Below are 17,609 nucleotides of genomic sequence, written 5' to 3' on the forward strand. Positions count from 1 at the left end.
TAAACCAGCTTCTTTTTTCTTCTTAGCCTCTTCCAGATATCCACAAATTTAAACATTTCATCAATATCAAGTTTATCAGCAGTTTTATCCTGTTCTTAATATCTTAAATGTTCATTACAGAATTCCAAGGCAGTCTTATTATCTTTAAGGTCTAAAAGTTTATAGATCCCCTCGGTACAATAAGTTTTGCAAAGGAGCTAAATCAAATCAAAGGCATGGGCAAATCGGATGTAGTCATACTGAGATTTTGCCTGCAGCTTTTCCTTAATATTTCTTCGGTGAGTGGTAGCTGTCATATCTGAGATAAAAAGAATTTCTGAAATTTCAGGGGAGGAATGTCCTAATGCCAAAAGCCTCAAGACCTCTTTTTCCCTCGTAGAGAGTTTGGAGAAAATTTGAATGTTTTTTCGAAGAAAATTATTTTCATCCAATATTCGCTGAGACTTGGCAGCGATATGGTGTTGGGCATCTACAGGGATTGAGGTCGTCAGGGTTAGGACCGGTTTATTATCTTTATCTCTTAGCAATATTTTTATACTACTAAGAAACCAAGCCCACTCCATGTTTGGCATTTGACGGACTTGTTGAAAAAAACTGACTATTTCATCGTCGTTATTTCGTTCCAGCAAGCCGAGGATTTTTGGAACATAATCTTTGGCGTCTTCCGGGTTAAAAAACCGTTCATGGTACTCCAAACCCATTTCAATTAATTCTTTTAAGCTTACACCTAGACCCTGAAGTGCCATCTCAGACATATAGACTACTGTTGAATCACGGATATCATGAATGATAATCATAGCAGGCAGGTTTTTTTCAATAGACTTTATCTCCTCGATTTTTTGTTTGATCAATTCGTTCATTGGGAAATTCTAATTGTTCTGCCTTTCTTTTTGTCGAGGTTAATTTAATTACATCTAAGAATTAAAAATCAAAATTGTTTGAAGTGAAATTTGATTCTTATAGTTCACATCCATGGTTAACTTAAATTTGAACAAACGAAACACAAAGGGGGAAGAGTAATCCTCCGTTTTTTATGACATTATTGTTTTTTGTGGCTTGGGCGACTCTAAGTTTTAATCTTTTGAGCTAATGCTAGAACCGCTGCAAATCGTCACCTTATTCCTTGGAATTGGATTTATTCTCTCCTTGATTCAGGATGCACATTTAAGGAAGCCCTTTCTTTCCAAGGCTGGATTCAGACTGGTTAGTTTTGGTTCGTTCTGTTTTTTTCTGTTGGGCTCTTTCGCTTCTCTGAAGTTTCTTTTTGGGTTCTAAAGCTTTTTTCAATTCGTACACATCGTACACATCGTACACATCGTACCCCTCGCACGGTACGAATCGTTCGAGGTCTGAAAGGGCAATCGGTTCAAATGAATTTGATTTCGAAAAGCATTACGAACCTATCCCCGGATTTTTCCTGATTTACTTAGGTAATTGGCTCGCTGCTTTGAAGCATATTAAAAAATGATTATTTCTTGATCGCTACTAACGATGATGGGTTTAAAAAATTAGCAGAAGTATCGAATCCAAAAACCGTTCAAATTCGCTACTAATTTCGCTACTAAAATCAAAAAATAAACCCTAACTATCAATATTTTAGATAGTTAGGGTTTTTACTTGCAGAGGGTGGGGGATTCGAACCCCCGGTACAGTTTAACCCGTACGACAGTTTAGCAAACTGTTGGTTTCAGCCACTCACCCAACCCTCTAATCCGGTTAGCTCTTTGGCTTAAGTGATGCAAATATAATCCAATTGAAAAGATTTAAACAAGAGCTGAAGGCTAAACAACCATTCTTTCACTAAAATCAAATTAATGCCCTGAAAATCACTTCAATATTTCTTGATTTTTTTAAAAAAAATTGAAAAATACCCAGTACTGGGTATTTTTTTGACAGATACTAAAGCTAATTTTATCGAAACTTAACTTTCAAAATGATTATTCAAACTATTAATTGTGATTTTTTGATTGAGGAAAGCGGCCGAACCAACGGCTGTATTTCGGTATATTCTGATTCCCTGGATGAAATCCAGAGACTTTTTGGCTCCTTGGAAATTGAGCGTTTCGATCGTACGGACTGGAAATATAAAGTATGCACCTGCAAACAGGATTTGGCCAACGCTTTGATACTGATGGTAAAGGAAATTAACTATTCCGATTTTACTCAGTCTAGATTCCAACAGGCATAGGTGCTGATTATTTACCATTTCGGGTATTTGATTTAAAACTTAAAAAAAAATTCTGTCGCCTTCCTCATTCTTTTTTGGGATGAAAAACATTTTTTATTTCAGTAGCATCTTTTTAGTGTCTTGGTAAGAATTATCTACTGATTTATTGAGAAATGAGATATATAATTCCATCATTAACCCCTTTTTTTTAATAAAATTTTTTACTCAAATTTCGGATAGTCATTCATTTACCGACCGAAAGTTTTGATCAGCACAGACAGTATCGAAAGCCTTATTCCTGAATTCCTGATGGATTCAAATCACTTTTTTCTCCTTGTCTCAGACATTGAGGGTAAGGTGGTGAAGGTTAATAGAGGTTTTGAGCGAATAAATTCTAACCCGGTCGATTTTCAATTTTCTGATTTTCTTTCTCCAAATTCAGAGAAGGAATTTTCTTATTCCTTAGAATTGATGTTGGGATCGCCAAAAATTAGAAGGCATTTGATGCTTGATCATCCTGCATTAAGAAATGAAGGTTTCTCACAGATTTGGTGGGAGTTTTCAGTAGTGACCACACAAGAGATGGATGTTTCCGGGATTATTGGGATTGGCGTGGGAATGCCGTTCCTCGAACAGGAAATGCCCTGGAATAATCTTGTGGACGTTCTTGGTTTTGGTGAGATAGTTTTAGACCAGGAATTTAAGGTCTTGTCTTGGGATGATCGAATTTTAGAATGGTTTGACCCTAAAGCTGAAAATTGGGAAGGGAAGGAAATATCCAAAACTCTTTTTTTCAAGGATTTGAATCAGTTTAATCATTTGCTCTCTCAAATTTCCTCGGGAGACAAGCCAATGTGCTTTTTGATTAACACAGATTATCCGGGTAAATCTTCTTTTGCGGCCTTGGTTACCCTTTCGCCTAAAGGATTTCATCTTTTTTTGATGCCAAAGGCAATTCCTTTTTATTCTAAACCCGAAAAACCTTTAATTCAGAACCAAATGCTTGCGCTATTTACCGGATCTGTATTCATCCTAAATGATGCCGGAAAACTTATCCAACAAAACGAATCTGCGAAAAATCTGGGGAGAATTTGGAAAGGAAGGGCCTACTCCGAGGGGTTTGCCTTAAGTTTTCCAAACCAAGCCAACCGCTTTTCCAAGCTTTTAAGGGCTATAGAAGATGCGAAAAAAGGACAAACCGAAGAATTGGAAATTAAGTTGTTGATGCCTAATCAAGAATTTGCTTTCTGGAATGTAACCATTAAACCTATTTTTTCTGACATAAAAATAGTTGAAGGCGTTTTAATTCAAGTAGTTGATACCACTCCAATCAAGTCTCAATTGGTAGTCCTGAACAGGGAAAATGACCGACTACGAGACCTGGCCTTGAGTCCATCTCATATTTTGAGGGGGCCACTTTCTTCGATGATGGGAATACTTGAATTGATGGATTTCAAGCAGTTGGATAGCGAAAATCAAAAGTTATTCGCTTACCTTAAGCCACTGACAAAGGAGTTGGATCAGGTTATTCGGCAGCATGCAAAAAAAATGAGCACCTTTAATTAAGGTGCTCATTTTTTATTGAAGGATTTTGAGTCCGATTGCTTCTATTCCCGGAAGATTATCCTGTCTCATGTACTGTAAAAAGATCAATCTTTTGGTTTTTTCTGACAGTTCAAAAGGCAATGTGTCATAAAAAGTGAAAGTATTTCCAAAGCCCGTCCCCTTTGGTTTTCCATTTTTCGAATCAAATAAAGGGATATTGATCAATTTATTATCCAAGACTAATCCCGAGGAATCCGCACTTATAATACGAACATAGAAGTTAGAAAAAGGATAGGTTTCATTGAAGCGAACACCTATGAGCTTTTTACCGCTAATTTGATCCAAGTCCATTAAATCAAACGCTACACTGTCTTTTTCGTGCCATGAATTAGACTCGAAGGAATGAAATTCTTCAAATAACCGGCTCTCTGTGCAGGAAAAAAGGAATGGCAACAGTGCCAAAGAAAGTAGTTTACCCCACTTATTCATTGCCACCATTGTTTGGTCCCTGATTTCTTCGAGGAGGAAACTTCCGATTGCCTTCGGTTTTATTTTCGATCGGTTTATTGATTTGATTTTGAGGTTTTTGGCTGGTTTCCTGATTCGAATTCGGCTTGGGCTTGTTGCGGTTTTTATTTCGTTTTTTTCTTGCTTCATTTCCCTCTTTAGATTCTGCACGGGGAACTGCCTGTGTCTCCGGAGTTTTTTGTTTTTGGGCATTCCCAAGCGGACTAGTTCCCTTGCCTGAAGACTGAGTTGCTTGAGATTTTTGTGAATTTGGTATCACGGCCTGGGTAGTCTTGGAAATATCTCCGTTGGGCTGACCTTCCAAACGGCCTTTATTTCTGGGCTTTTTCTTTTTCTTTTTGGTGAATTTTTTATCCAATAGTTCTAATTCTCGAGTAGACTGTGCAGCCAAATCTACCACATCGGAAGAATTGTCAACTTTTAAGTTAAAGACTTTTATCCCTTGTTCGTTTAATTCCTGAATCTCTTTTACACGCTCGCAAGTGATGTTGTGCCAATCATTGTCGTTATTATAGCTAAACCACATCAGCTTACGGAAGATGTCTGTTTTTTGAAGCTTTGCGGGTCCCGATTCGGTTAAGAGTGGTTTTTCGACCTGAGGAATGTCTTTGATGGCATCCATGTAGGTGTCTAATTCATAGTTTAGGCAGCATTTCAATCTTCCACACTGACCGCTGAGTTTGCCGGGATTGAGTGAAAGGTTCTGATACCTGGCAGCGGAGGTGGTTACATTCTTGAAATCCACCAACCAAGTAGAACAGCAAAGTTCCCGTCCGCAAACACCCACACCTCCAAGCCTACCAGCCTCCTGACGAAGTGAAATCTGTCGCATTTCTACCCGGATTTTGAACTCTCCGGCAAGTGATTTGATTAATTCACGAAAGTCTACGCGATCTTCAGCAGAATAGTAAAACGTTGCTTTGGAATTGTCCGCTTGATATTCTACATCAGACATTTTCATCTGAAGTTTAAACTCTTCTACTATTTGTCTACAGCGATAAAGTGTTGGAATTTCCCGATTACGAGCTTCCTCCCACTTTTCCATATCTTTTTGATTGGCGACACGATAGATTCGGGTAATATTATCATCGTCTCGAACTTTTCGCTTTTGCATTTGCAGTCGGACCAATTCTCCCTGTAGCGAAACGTAACCAATATGGTGGCCACTCGGCACATCTACGACTACGGGATCACCCGTATTCAACGCGAGATAATCTACGTTACGGAAATACTCTTTCCTTCCGCCTTTGAATTTGATTTCAACAATGTCAAAGTTATCTACTTGAGGGATTCCCATATGGGAAAGCCAGTCAAAGGAGTTCATTTTATTGCAATCGCTCGTGCCGCAGCTGCCATTATTTTGGCATCCACCGGTACCTCCTGAGGAGGTGGAGCAGGTACTACATCCAGCCATAGTATATATTCAGGGCTTTCGCCTCGATTAGTTTTTAGATTTAATTCATCAATTTTAAGATATCTTGTCCGATATCTTTTCGGTAGTAGGCTTTTTCCCAGCTTATTTTTTCTACCGTGTTAAAAGCATTTTCCAATGCGGTTTCCAAATTTTCTCCAAGCCCTGTCACAGCAATTACGCGTCCCCCTTGATTGACTAATTTTCCTTCCGGGTTCTCTGATGTGCCGGCATGGAAAATGATGCTAGCGCTAGGATCTGAAGGCAATGAAATTGGAAATCCCTTTTCATATGTACCGGGATAACCTCCGCTGACCATTACCACCGTCGTAGCATAGTCTGGAGATATCTTCAGGTCGTATCCTGCTAAAGTCCCAGTGGCAATACCTTTCAAAAGTTCGACAAAATCACTTTCAATTCTTGGCAATACAGCCTCGGTTTCAGGATCACCCATTCGGACATTATATTCGATAACCGATGGGTTGCCATCATCATTCATCAGTCCAATAAAAAGGAATCCTTTAAAGTCAATTTTCTCCTTTTCCAGTCCGGCAATGGTAGGTTTTACGATTTGCTCTTCGACTTTTTTCAGGAATTCAGCATTTGCGAAAATCACGGGACTCACAGCACCCATTCCGCCAGTGTTCAATCCTGTATCACCTTCCCCGATACGTTTGTAATCTTTTGCCTCCGGCAATATTTTATAACTCTTGCCGTCAGTCGCTACAAAAATCGAAAGTTCTATTCCATTTAGAAATTCTTCTACCACAACTTTTGACGAAGCATCGCCAAATTTAGCCTCAAGCAGCATTTCTTTTAATGATTCTTTTGCTTCAGCCAAACTCAGGCAGATCAATACACCCTTTCCCGCAGCTAGTCCGTCAGCCTTCAACACTATTGGTAGATTTTGATTTTCTAAATAGGCCAATCCCGCATCTATCTGTGCTGCAGTAAAGGTTTCGTAGGCTGCTGTTGGTATATTATTTCGCTGCATGAAGCGCTTGGAGAAATCCTTACTTCCCTCCAATGTGGCCCCCAACTGTGTAGGGCCAACGATCGGAAGATTTGCTGTATCCGGCTTAGATCTGAGAAAGTCCACCAATCCTTTAACCAAAGGCTCCTCAGGTCCCACGACGACCATATCAATGGAATTATCCAGGATAAACTGATGGATTCCACTGAAATCAATAACAGAAAGTGCAATATTTTTGGCGATGTTAGCTGTGCCTGCATTTCCAGGTGCTACATAGAGCTGTCCGCATTGAGGACTTTGTACAATCTTCCAAGCAAAGGCATGCTCTCTGCCTCCGCTTCCCAATAAGAGTATATTCATTGACTCGTTTCGTTTTTAATTGGCATGCTCTGAGATGAACTTGATTCGATATACCCGCAGTTCGTCTTCTGCAAAGTCTTCATCGCCCAGCTCTTCCAATGCTGCTTTTATATGATCGGTTTCTGCATTCATAAAATAATCATGGAGGATGTCTTCCCGCTCGTCGTCCATGATGTGATGAATGTAGTAATCGATATTTAATTTAGTTCCGCTATAGATGATTTGCTCAATTTCTTGAAGCAATTCAACCATGGTGATGTTGAGATTCTCTGCGATCTCATCCAAGTCGATCTTGCGGTCAATCTGTTGAATTATTGAAATTTTAACTTTGGATCGGGCTCCAGCGGTTTTCACCACTACCTCAGCGGCGGTTTCGATCTCATTCTCCTCCACATAGGTAGCGATAAGTTTCAGAAATGGCACCCCAAATTTGACAACTTTTCCCATTCCTACACCATTGATCTGTGCCAGTTCTTCTTTTGTTGTGGGGTAGATCGTGGCCATTTCTTCCAAAGAAGGATCTTGGAATATGATGTAAGGCGGTAGGTTTTTAGTTTTAGCTACGCGCTTTCGTTCTGCCTTAAGTAATTCGAAGAGCTTCTCATCGTAGGCGGGTCCTGAACTGATTTGCATATCCTGGGTTTCTTCCTCCGATTCTTTTTCGAAATCATGATCTTTAAAAAGATCTACTGAATAGGGGGAATCAATGAAATCCAAGCCTTTCTGAGTGATACGAAGAATACCATAGTTTTCAATATCTTTTTCCAACAGCGCAGTAATCATGGCCTGACGGATGACTGAAGTCCAATGCTTTTCGGACTCCTCTTTCCCTTTTCCAAACACATCGAGGGTATCATGCTTGTAACTTTCGATGTATTCGTCCATTTCGCCTCGAATCACTTTGACCAAATGTTCTAGGCTGAACCGTTCCTTTGTTTTCTGAACGGCCTCCAAGGCAACAAGAAGGAAGTCCATGCCTTCAAATGTTTCCCTTGCCCGCTTGCAATTATCACAGAATCCGCAGTCCTCATTGAGCGTTTCTCCGAAATAATTCAAAATAAACTTCCTGCGACAAACTCCTGTTTCAGAAAAGGCAGCCATTTCACCGAGCAGAATCTTGGCGTTTTCACGCTCTGTGACCGCTTTGTCTTTGTTGAATTTATCCAACTTGACAATGTCCTCGTAGCGATAGAACATCAGGCAATGGCCTTCCAATCCATCCCGTCCTGCTCTACCCGTTTCTTGATAGTAGCCCTCCAGCGATTTGGGCACATCGTAATGAATTACATAGCGTACATCCGGCTTGTCAATTCCCATCCCGAATGCAATGGTTGCCACGATGACGTCCAACTCTTCATTGAGAAAATCATCTTGGGTTTTGATGCGAATGGATGAATCTAAGCCGGCATGGTAAGGGGCTGCATCTATCTGATTTACCCTGAGTAACGCTGCAATTTCTTCTACCTTTTTGCGGCTGAGGCAATAGATAATGCCTGACTTACCTTTATGTTGCTTGATAAATTTGATCAGGGATTTCTTTGATTCATTTTTTATTTTTGGACGCACTTCATAGAAAAGATTGGTCCGGTTAAAAGAGGATTTGAATAAATCTGCTTCCTCCATCTGAAGATTTCGCTGAATATCCTGCTGAACTTTTGGGGTAGCCGTGGCTGTCAGTGCAATGATGGGGAGGTTGGGGGCGATTTGGGCAACGATAGACTTGATTCTTCGGTATTCCGGGCGGAAGTCATGTCCCCATTCTGAAATACAATGCGCTTCATCAATAGCTACAAAACTGAGGTGAGCGGACTTCAGAAAAGCAATATTCTCTTCCTTTGTCAGCGATTCCGGAGCCACGTAGAGCAGCTTCGTGTTTTTTTTCAGCACCTCGTTTTTAACTTTGGTTGCCTCTGATTTTGTCAGTGTTGAATTCAGAAAATGCGCATTCACACCCACTGCATTCAATTGATCTACCTGATTTTTCATCAAAGCAATCAAGGGTGAGATAACAATGGCCGTCCCCTCAGATACCACAGCCGGAAGCTGATAGCATAGCGATTTTCCCGCCCCTGTAGGCATGATTACAAAGGTATTCCTCTGATTGAGCAGGTTGTCTATGATGAGTTCCTGATTCCCACGGAATTGGCTGAATCCGAATATTTTCTTAAGTTCTGCTTTTACTTTTTCTTCCACGAGAAGAAGTGGCTTAGTTAGGTGAAAATTGCCTGTAAACAGGAATGAACGATTAGTTTTATACCTTTGTCAAAATTAGTGATTAACCTAGGTAAAATTGAATTTAGCTAAAAATATTAGAAATACAGCCACTCGGGTTTTGCAAAACGAAGCAAATGCCATCTTAAAATTAATTGATGGCTTGGACGGTAGTTTCGAGGCTTGTGTGGAGCGGATTCTACATTCTAAAGGTCGCGTGGTGATAACAGGAATGGGAAAGAGCGCCATCATAGCAAATAAAATTGTCGCTACCCTGAATTCAACCGGTACGCCTGCATTATTCATGCATGCAGGTGATGCAATTCATGGTGATTTGGGGATGATCTTGGAGAATGACATCGTTATATGTATCTCAAAATCCGGAAATACGCCGGAAATAAAGGTGCTTGTTCCACTGTTGAAAAAGCTTGGATCTGTCTTAGTTGCAATGGTCTCTAATATGAATTCGTATCTGGCTGAGCAAGCTGATTTTGTCCTGAATGCGACGATTGGAGAGGAAGCTTGTCCCCACAATCTTGCTCCAACTACAAGTACTACCGCTCATTTGGCTTTGGGTGATGCTTTGGCTGTCTGTTTACTTGAGGCTAGGGGCTTCACTTCGGATGATTTTGCTAAATATCATCCCGGAGGTTCGCTTGGAAAGCAGCTCTATCTAAAAGTGGAAGACGTCTTATCCAAGGGGGTGATTCCGGTTGTCACAGAAGAAGCCGGACTGACTGAGGTGATTATTGAGATCTCAGGAAAAAGGTTGGGAGCTACTGCCGTAAATGACTCAAACGGAAATCTGACTGGCATCATCACTGACGGAGACTTGAGAAGAATGTTGGGTAAAACCCTGGACATCCAGTCGCTTCGGGCAAAGGATATTATGTCGGTCAATCCAAAAACTATTTCAAAAGGCGAATTTGCCATTCGTGCCCTGAATCTGATGCGCAATCATAATATTACCCAATTAGTCGCCTTGGATGAGGGAAAAATCGCCGGTTTTGTCCATATTCATGATTTGATGAAAGAAGGAATAGTCTAACCCAGCATGCAGGACAAACCCTACATTGTAATCATGGCAGGAGGAATCGGTTCACGATTTTGGCCATATAGCAGAAATAGCCGACCAAAGCAGTTTTTGGATATCCTTGGTACGGGTAGAAGTCTACTCCAAATGACCTATGACCGATTCAGGGAAATTGCCGAGCCGTCCCAGTTTATGGTAGTTACCAATCAAGGGTATTTGGATCTAGTCATTGAGCAACTTCCCGAACTGAAATCCCACCAGATACTATCGGAACCACTTCGGAAAAACACAGCTACCTGTATTGCCTATGCAGCTTATAAAATTTATGCTTTAGATCCTGAAGCTAAACTGATTGTGACTCCCGCTGACCATCTGATTTTGCAGGAAAAGCGATTTATTTTGACAATGAACAGGGCAATTCAGGCCTCCGAAACAGAAGGAAGGTTGATTACAATCGGGATTAAGCCCAATCGACCTGAGACCGGCTATGGGTATATCCAATATTTAGAGGGAGATAATGGTAATCCTGCCTTAAAGGTTAAAACCTTTACCGAAAAACCGAACATAAAACTTGCGAAGACTTTTTTGGATAGCGGCGATTTCGTCTGGAACTCAGGGATTTTTGTATGGAAGGCAAAAAGTTTGCTGGATGCCTTCACTGAAAACTTGCCCGACATTGCAGAGATTTTTGAAGAAGGAAAATCCCATTTTGGAAAACCGACCGAAAAGGATTTTATCAATAGGGCCTATACCATGGTCAAAAATGTATCCATAGATTATGGAATAATGGAGAAGTCGGACAAGGTTTATGTCATTTTGGGTGATTTCGGCTGGTCAGATTTGGGATCATGGCACAGCCTTCATGAGCTGCGGGAAAAAGATGAGAATAACAATGTGGTTGAGGCTAATGCTTTGTTGTATGACACAACGGATTGCTATATAAAAATGGATAGTGATAAACTGGTGGTGATCGAGGGCCTCGAAAATTACCTAATCAATGAATCCGAAAATGTTCTCCTGATCTGTAAACTTGGGGGAGAAAAGAAATTTAGAGACTTTGTGGCCAATGCAAAAAAGAAAGGGGAGGACTTTGTTTAAAATCTCCCCATCCCTTTAGTTTTACATTTCCGCCCTTATTTCTTGATTGACTGTATTTTAATGTTCAATTATCAAGCTCAATGTTCAATTTGCAATGCGTTTAGGTAAGACCTTGAAAATTGATCATTGCTTCCCGAAAATTGGTCATTGATGAACTATTTATTCCGCTGACGAATTGCCTCATAAATCGCCACGCCTGCAGATACCGAAACATTCAAGCTTTCAATATTTCCTGCCATCGGAATCTTTACTTTATCATCCACGATCCCAAATATCTCCTGAGAAATACCATCTTCTTCAGATCCCATGACCAATGCCACTGGTGAAGAAAAATCGGCATCATACATCACCTTTTCTGTTTTCTCGGTAATTGCTACCAGGGTTAAACCCATTTTTTGTAATTCACGACAGGTGTAAAACAGGTTTTTGACGCGGGCTACAGGAAGGAAATTCAAGGCACCGGAGGAGGTTTTAATCGCATCTGAATTGATTTGAGCACTTCCTTTCTCCGGAATTACGATCGCATCTACTCCTGCACATTCTGCAGTTCTGGCGATTGCGCCAAAGTTCCGTACATCAGTAATGTGATCAAGTACCAAGATGAGTGGGGATTTTCCCACGGCAAAGCAATTGTCGATCACATTGTCAAGCGAAGCATAGACAATCGAGGACATCTGCGCTACTACTCCCTGATGGTTCTTTCGGGTAATTCGATTGAGTTTGGCATCAGGAACTCTGACAACCGGGATTTTTTCTGCTTTGCAAAGCTGAAGCAATTCCTTGATCAAGTCATTGTTCAGCTCTTTTTGTACGAGTACTTTGTCGATTTCTTTGCCTGCATGGATGGCCTCCATTACAGATCGGGTACCGAATATAAAATCTTTTTCAGTGGCTGCTTTATCGATTAGAAAGCCATCCTTCCGCTTCTCCATTGGGAAATGTTTTTGAACCAGATAGGCTGATAGGCACGGGATCTGTTCAGGGTGTAGAAATGTGGGCTGAGTATTGTTTTAGCCCTCACAAAGGTAAACTTAATTTTTGAGCTTGCGTCCATGCCCGCATAGGACCAGACTTCCCTATCCAAGTAAAAATTCACTTCCTGTGGTGGCCCCATGACGATATATACCATTCCTCTATCTGTCTTCCAGCCTTCTTTGAAATCGGTAAATAGAATATTTGCAAATTCTACCAAGCGAAAATAATTACGAATCAGTTCCTTGGCGATTTCAGGGTTACGGGTCAGATTGATCCAGTATTCATCGAGTGCCTTTTTTTTGTCCTGGGCAAGAATCAGGGTTTCATGTTCTTTTCGGGTAGAAATGTAGGTGACCATCTGAACCATTTCTTCCCAGTCCTTTACCTTTGGAAATGATTCGTGTGTTGTTTTTAGTAAAAGCCCTGTCTGGGCAGTGGTGTCGGTTTGGAAAAAGTAATAGCCCTCTTCACTAAATTCCTTAGGGATATTGGACAAGAAGTCACCCATATTAATTACATTTAGTTCTTTTGGGATATCTGCGGGACGGGTCTCCATAGGAGGAAAAGGCACATCAAACTTGATCGGGTAAAAGAATGAGTAGATAGAGGGCGATGTTACTGTTTTGAAAAGCAAGGACTCTCCCTTATTTAAGTAGTTTTGATCAAACGGGATTTCATTGGCGTAATAAGCGCCAAAGTCAGGTTGATCCAAGACATATTGACTTTTCAAGTCAATGTGATAGACATATTCATCCCCTTGACGCGTATCCAAAACTGTCAATAGTGCGATCGCTGTTTTTTGGATTTCCGGGATTTCTACCATTTTTTCAAATATCCAATGTCTATCCGAATCCGCTTTTAGATCGTTTTCTGTCAAGAGATTGATTTTATCAGAGCCAATTTCCTGATCATAGGAATTGAGTATCGAATAGCTAAAGCTAAAATTTGTGAATACAGGAGCTTCTTCGATTTTTTCAATGACAAATTGGACTTTGAAACTTTCCTTACTGGTCTTTATCGGAATGATTTTCAATCCCAGGCGCGAATATAGCGAATACCTCAGAGCCTGATCTGTGGAAGATAGGGTTTTTTGGGCGAGTGAATGATGAGAAGTTATAAATGAAGCAAAAAGAAATACTACTAGCTGGGTGAGGATTGGATTCATTAGATCTTGATCTCGGTTTTTAAAAATTAGACTTACTTTTGCCAAAATACTAAATTTTCAAATGGCTACCTATACAACGGAAATCGCCTCTGACAAGTTGATCAGCGACAATCCTATCCATCAAAGACTTCTCAAAGCATATATCGCCGCCAAGCCTTGGATTTCCGGTAGTTTACTGGAAGTGGGCTGCGGAGAGGGAAGAGGAGTTGAGGAACTTTTGCCCTTGGCAGCGAGCTACATAGGTTTGGATAAAATCGGAGAGGTAATCACCATGCTAAAGGAAAAGTATCATAAAGTCGATTTTCGTCAGGCTGTGATTCCTCCATTTTTGGACTTTGAAAATAATTCTTTTGAGACGATTGTTAGTTTTCAGGTGATTGAACACATCGAAAATGATCATCTCTTCCTTCAGGAAATCTATCGCATGCTAAAGCCGGGAGGAAAGGCCATAATTTCAACACCCAACATCAACCATACCCTGTCACGAAATCCATGGCATGAGCGAGAATACAAGCCTCAGGAATTGATAGATTTAGCTGCCGGGATTTTTGACAAAGTCGAGGCAATGGGAATTGGCGGGAATGAAAAAGTATGGGCATATCATGAAGCTAATCGAAAGTCCGTCCAAAAGATCATGCGCTTTGATATTTTTGACCTGCAGCATAAGCTTCCTGCTTCGGTATTAAGGTTTCCTTATGAGATCCTAAATCGCAGGAACCGAAACAAACTTCATAAACAACAGGGCAGATCCGTGGTGGAGATCAGTCATGAAGACTTTCCACTGGTGGAGGATCCTGCAAAAGGACTTGATTTGTTTTTTATCCTTTGGAAAAAATCACGAGTAGTTTATTTGCCATAAAGGCGCTCAGGCACAAGTTTTTTCTTGAAAAGTCAATCTTCGTGGCTTTGTAGCAAAAAATTGGATACCATTCTGAAAAAATCAAAAAGGCGAGAAGTTTAATCCCGCCTTTTTTTGGTTTCCGTAAGAGGAATTTACCTCCGCTCTAATACTCCCGGCTGTGCGCTTTCTATTCCGATCAGATTTTCCAACCGCAGCTTTAGCGATTGAGCTTCTTCCTGATATCCTCTTTCTTCGAGAAGCGGAATGAAGTATTTTACCATTTCGATCGATATCATCATATCTCTGTCATATCCTCTGTTTTCCCGAGTATAGAAGTCGATCATATCCAGCGATCTTTTGGAGATTTTTTCAATGATGTCCAGGGCTTTTTCGTCTTCACCTACTTCAAAGAATAAAGGAACCGACTGTCCGCTACTGAGATCATAAGGCATAGCCTTATGAGGCATGGTTTCCAGACCATAATTGAGCAAAGTAGCTGCTTGTTCCATCTTATCCTCGTCCAAAAGCGCCATTACGATGGTATTCAGCGAGCTTCTGTGATTGGAGGCGAATCTTCTGTATTCTTCATCGAGGTAGGCATTGGGATCGTTCATTCCACGGAAAGCAAATTTTTCCATATAGTTCTTGAAAGCTATATCCGTATTGACCAGCTCCTCCCGCACGAATTCAGGTTTGCGGATAGGTAGTAGGCGATAAGTCATGCCTTCCATCACCACATGATTTGCCACATTGATTCCTATGGATGAAAGGGACGTGTTATTGAAGTAGATCGGCCTTTCCCAGTTATTGCTTACGATCAGGTCGATCAGCATCAAGGTTCCTTTGGTGACATATTGACCTTTTACTTGTAAGTTCATTTGTGTGGTGAAAAGATCCTTAAACTGAGGAGGAACAATTTCGTCATTTGAAGCAAAGCTGCTGTCCACTTCCAAAATCAGATTTCGTGATGGAACCATGTTTACCACACTTCTTCCTCCTGTCTTCATTTTTAAAAGATCGGAACCGGAATTCAACAATTTGAGGTATTCTGAAGCTGATATCGCACTCAAGCTTTCCTGTTCCATGACATAAAGCACATCATTGGTTCCTTTTTGGTAGCGTTCATTAGCCAAAGAGAATGGTAGCGCTGCTGATTCATTGACTGGACGTGTCATTTGCTGCACATACCAATCGGTATCAAAATAACTCAAGACAATTACTCTGACATCAGTTCGGAAGTTTTCCACTTCCTGTACATACCAGAGCGGGAAGGTGTCATTATCACCTCCGGTGAACAGAATTGCGTTAGGAGCGCAAGATGCCAGGAAGTTTCTGGCTGAATCAACTGAGAAAAAGCGTCCTTTTCGATTATGATCGTCCCAGTTTTCAGCGCCCATCAGACCTGCCACCGGCAAGGTGATCAAAGTAGCAATGATCGCTCCGGTACTGAGATTTTTGGTGGCTTTTCCGATTCCATGTGCTATGGCAAGCACTCCAAGTCCTGCCCAGATGGCAAAAGCATAGAAGCTACCCACATAGATATAATCCCGCTCCCGGGGCTCCACAGGGGGTGAGTTCAGGTAGAGTACCAGTACCACTCCCATCATCAAAAAGAGCATCAAATTGACATAGAAGTACTTTGGGTCTTTTTTGGCCTGAAAGAAAATCCCGATCAATCCCAAAATCAATGGGAGCATGAGGTAATTGTTGTGTCCCTTATTTTCTTTGATATAATCCGGGTATTTATCTCCAAATGCATCTGTCAATCCAATCCAAGGCGCATCTGAGAAGTCACTTTCCCTGCCGGAAAAATTCCACATGAAATACCTCCAATACATGTGTCCCAACTGATGGCTGAACATGAAATAAAGGTTATCACCAAATGTAGGTTCCTGTCCTTCCCTGAGGCCAAGCTTGGAGCGATAGATTCGTTTATGATTTTCCTGTGTGGAATAGATCCGGGGCAAAATGGTTGTCTTGGTAGGATCGTAGGTGTTTTTCAATTCGTAATCGACGATCTCATACTTGTCTTTGCCTTTCATATAGATGGGTACACCTTCTGTCTGTTCTACAAGTTGAGCAGTGAAATACTGACCGTAGAGCAAGGGCCGATAACCGTATTGTTCACGTTTCAGATAGGAGACAAAACTGATGATGTCCTTTGGGGCATTTTCATTAATAACCGGATCTTGATTTGATCTGACTATTACTAAGGTATAGCTTCCATATCCGATGAGGATAAATACCAATGATAAAAGGACGGTATTCAAGAGTATTTTTTCTTTTTGAATAGAATAGCGTATCCCGTAAACCAATGCTCCTAGGAAGAGAATAATGAAGAAGATAATGCCCGATCCAAATGGCAATCCGATGCTATTGACAAAGAAAATCTCCATCCAACCTGCAAGGCTTGGTAATCCCGGGATGATCAGATTATTAATGATAATCAGGGCAACTCCACCCAAAAACATAGCGAAAAAGGCTCCCTTTAGGGTTGCATTTTGATACTTTTTAAAATAATAGACCAATGCCAATGCAGGCAGTGTAACAAGATTCAATAAGTGAACTCCTATAGATAGTCCTACCAAATAGGCAATAAATATCATCCATCGGTTTTCTTCTTTTGGGTCTTTGATCACTTCCCACTTCAGGAATGCCCAAATCACAATAGCCGTAAAGAAGGAAGACATCGCATAAACTTCAGCCTCTACCGCTGAAAACCAAAAGCTGTCTGAGAAGGTGTAAATCAAGGACCCAACCATAGCTGATCCCATCAAAGCGATGATTTGGCCTTTCGTTTCTTTTCCTTCTTCGATGGTGAAGATTCTTTTCCCAAATAAAGTAATGGACCAAAAAAGGAAGAGAATAGTAAATCCGGAGAATAAGGCACTACCAATATTCATCCAATAAGCAACCTGTAATCCGTCTCCCATGGCCAAAAAGCCAAAAAATCGATAGATCAGCAAGAAGAATGGAGCTCCCGGAGGGTGAGGCACTTGGAGCTTGTAGGAAACTGCAATAAACTCGCTTGGATCCCAAAAACTAGCGGTTTGTTCTACAGTAAGAATGTACACCAGCGTGGCTACGGCAAAAATGACCCAGCCGGTAACGTTATTGATCTGCTTATAATTGAGCATTAAAACGGTAAATTAGTCGGGGCGAAAATATAAAATTTTACTCCATTTCAGGTTTTTTTAGCACTTTTTAAAAGTTTGGGATAACTGAGCAAAAATTTTCGTGTGACAAAAATTACGGTGTAACAGGCTTTGGTGAGCTATTTTTGTTGAGTATTTAATATTAAA

General features: G+C 40.8%; 13 protein-coding genes and 1 tRNA gene. 4 read left to right on the plus strand and 10 right to left on the minus strand.

Features of this window, described 5'->3' with window-relative positions; all coding sequences use genetic code 11:
• Nucleotides 1-197: 197 nt before the first annotated feature.
• The 3 genes from BLQ81_RS01785 to BLQ81_RS21910 all read right to left on the minus strand — a co-directional run bounded on the left by BLQ81_RS01785 (nt 198) and on the right by BLQ81_RS21910 (nt 2,206).
• Nucleotides 198-860, minus strand: a complete 663-nt coding sequence (locus BLQ81_RS01785) for a helix-turn-helix domain-containing protein (RefSeq protein ID WP_092728248.1) — start codon at nt 858-860, stop codon at nt 198-200.
• A gap of 760 nt (nt 861-1,620) precedes the next feature.
• Nucleotides 1,621-1,709 (minus strand) — tRNA-Ser (locus tag BLQ81_RS01795).
• Between the two features lie 212 nt (nt 1,710-1,921).
• On the minus strand, nt 1,922-2,206 hold the full coding sequence (locus BLQ81_RS21910) for a hypothetical protein (protein WP_139183546.1): 285 nt from the start codon (nt 2,204-2,206) through the stop codon (nt 1,922-1,924).
• 225 nt (nt 2,207-2,431) lie between these two features.
• Here BLQ81_RS21910 and BLQ81_RS01805 point away from each other — a divergent pair, with 225 nt between their 5' ends.
• A complete protein-coding gene (locus tag BLQ81_RS01805; protein WP_092728251.1) occupies nt 2,432-3,733 on the plus strand; it encodes a PAS domain-containing protein in 1,302 nt (433 codons plus the stop codon).
• 12 nt (nt 3,734-3,745) lie between these two features.
• Here the strand turns inward: BLQ81_RS01805 and BLQ81_RS01810 are convergent, their stop codons facing one another.
• From BLQ81_RS01810 to recQ, 4 genes are all read right to left on the minus strand, one after another.
• On the minus strand, nt 3,746-4,201 hold the full coding sequence (locus BLQ81_RS01810; protein ID WP_175454147.1) for a gliding motility lipoprotein GldH: 456 nt from the start codon (nt 4,199-4,201) through the stop codon (nt 3,746-3,748).
• Nucleotides 4,194-5,564 (minus strand): PSP1 domain-containing protein, encoded by a 1,371-nt coding sequence (locus BLQ81_RS01815; RefSeq protein ID WP_245693129.1) that lies wholly within the window; start codon nt 5,562-5,564, stop codon nt 4,194-4,196. Before BLQ81_RS01815 ends, BLQ81_RS01810 begins: the two co-directional genes overlap by 8 nt.
• Before the next feature lie 130 nt (nt 5,565-5,694).
• A complete protein-coding gene (purD, locus tag BLQ81_RS01820) occupies nt 5,695-6,984 on the minus strand; it encodes a phosphoribosylamine--glycine ligase (RefSeq protein ID WP_092728254.1) in 1,290 nt (429 codons plus the stop codon).
• Between the two features lie 15 nt (nt 6,985-6,999).
• On the minus strand, nt 7,000-9,177 hold the full coding sequence (gene recQ, locus BLQ81_RS01825; RefSeq protein WP_092728255.1) for a DNA helicase RecQ: 2,178 nt from the start codon (nt 9,175-9,177) through the stop codon (nt 7,000-7,002).
• Between the two features lie 97 nt (nt 9,178-9,274).
• Between recQ and BLQ81_RS01830 the strand changes: the two genes are divergently transcribed.
• Together BLQ81_RS01830 and BLQ81_RS01835 are read left to right on the plus strand one after the other, a co-directional pair.
• Nucleotides 9,275-10,243: a KpsF/GutQ family sugar-phosphate isomerase gene (locus BLQ81_RS01830; protein WP_092728256.1), complete on the plus strand. Its 969-nt coding sequence runs from the start codon at nt 9,275-9,277 to the stop codon at nt 10,241-10,243.
• A 6-nt stretch (nt 10,244-10,249) separates the two neighbouring features.
• Nucleotides 10,250-11,326, plus strand: a complete 1,077-nt coding sequence (locus BLQ81_RS01835) for a mannose-1-phosphate guanylyltransferase (protein WP_092728257.1) — start codon at nt 10,250-10,252, stop codon at nt 11,324-11,326.
• A 155-nt stretch (nt 11,327-11,481) separates the two neighbouring features.
• On the opposite strand, the gene rlmB is transcribed toward BLQ81_RS01835, so the two are convergent.
• Entirely contained in the window at nt 11,482-12,258 is a 777-nt protein-coding gene (rlmB, locus tag BLQ81_RS01840; RefSeq protein ID WP_092728258.1) for a 23S rRNA (guanosine(2251)-2'-O)-methyltransferase RlmB, read from the minus strand.
• Entirely contained in the window at nt 12,231-13,466 is a 1,236-nt protein-coding gene (locus BLQ81_RS01845; protein WP_092728259.1) for a GWxTD domain-containing protein, read from the minus strand. The genes rlmB and BLQ81_RS01845 overlap by 28 nt, the downstream gene beginning before the upstream one ends.
• 61 nt (nt 13,467-13,527) lie before the next feature.
• Here BLQ81_RS01845 and BLQ81_RS01850 point away from each other — a divergent pair, with 61 nt between their 5' ends.
• A complete protein-coding gene (locus BLQ81_RS01850; RefSeq protein ID WP_092728260.1) occupies nt 13,528-14,325 on the plus strand; it encodes a class I SAM-dependent methyltransferase in 798 nt (265 codons plus the stop codon).
• A gap of 134 nt (nt 14,326-14,459) precedes the next feature.
• Here BLQ81_RS01850 and BLQ81_RS01855 read toward each other — a convergent pair whose 3' ends face one another.
• The gene (locus BLQ81_RS01855) at nt 14,460-17,444 is read right to left on the minus strand and encodes a glycosyltransferase family 117 protein (protein WP_092728261.1); all 2,985 of its coding nucleotides are present in this window, start codon (nt 17,442-17,444) and stop codon (nt 14,460-14,462) included.
• Between the last annotated feature and the right edge of the window lie 165 nt (nt 17,445-17,609).

It is taken from the genome of Algoriphagus alkaliphilus (genome assembly GCF_900103735.1).
GTDB classification, from domain to species: Bacteria; Bacteroidota; Bacteroidia; order Cytophagales; family Cyclobacteriaceae; genus Algoriphagus; species Algoriphagus alkaliphilus.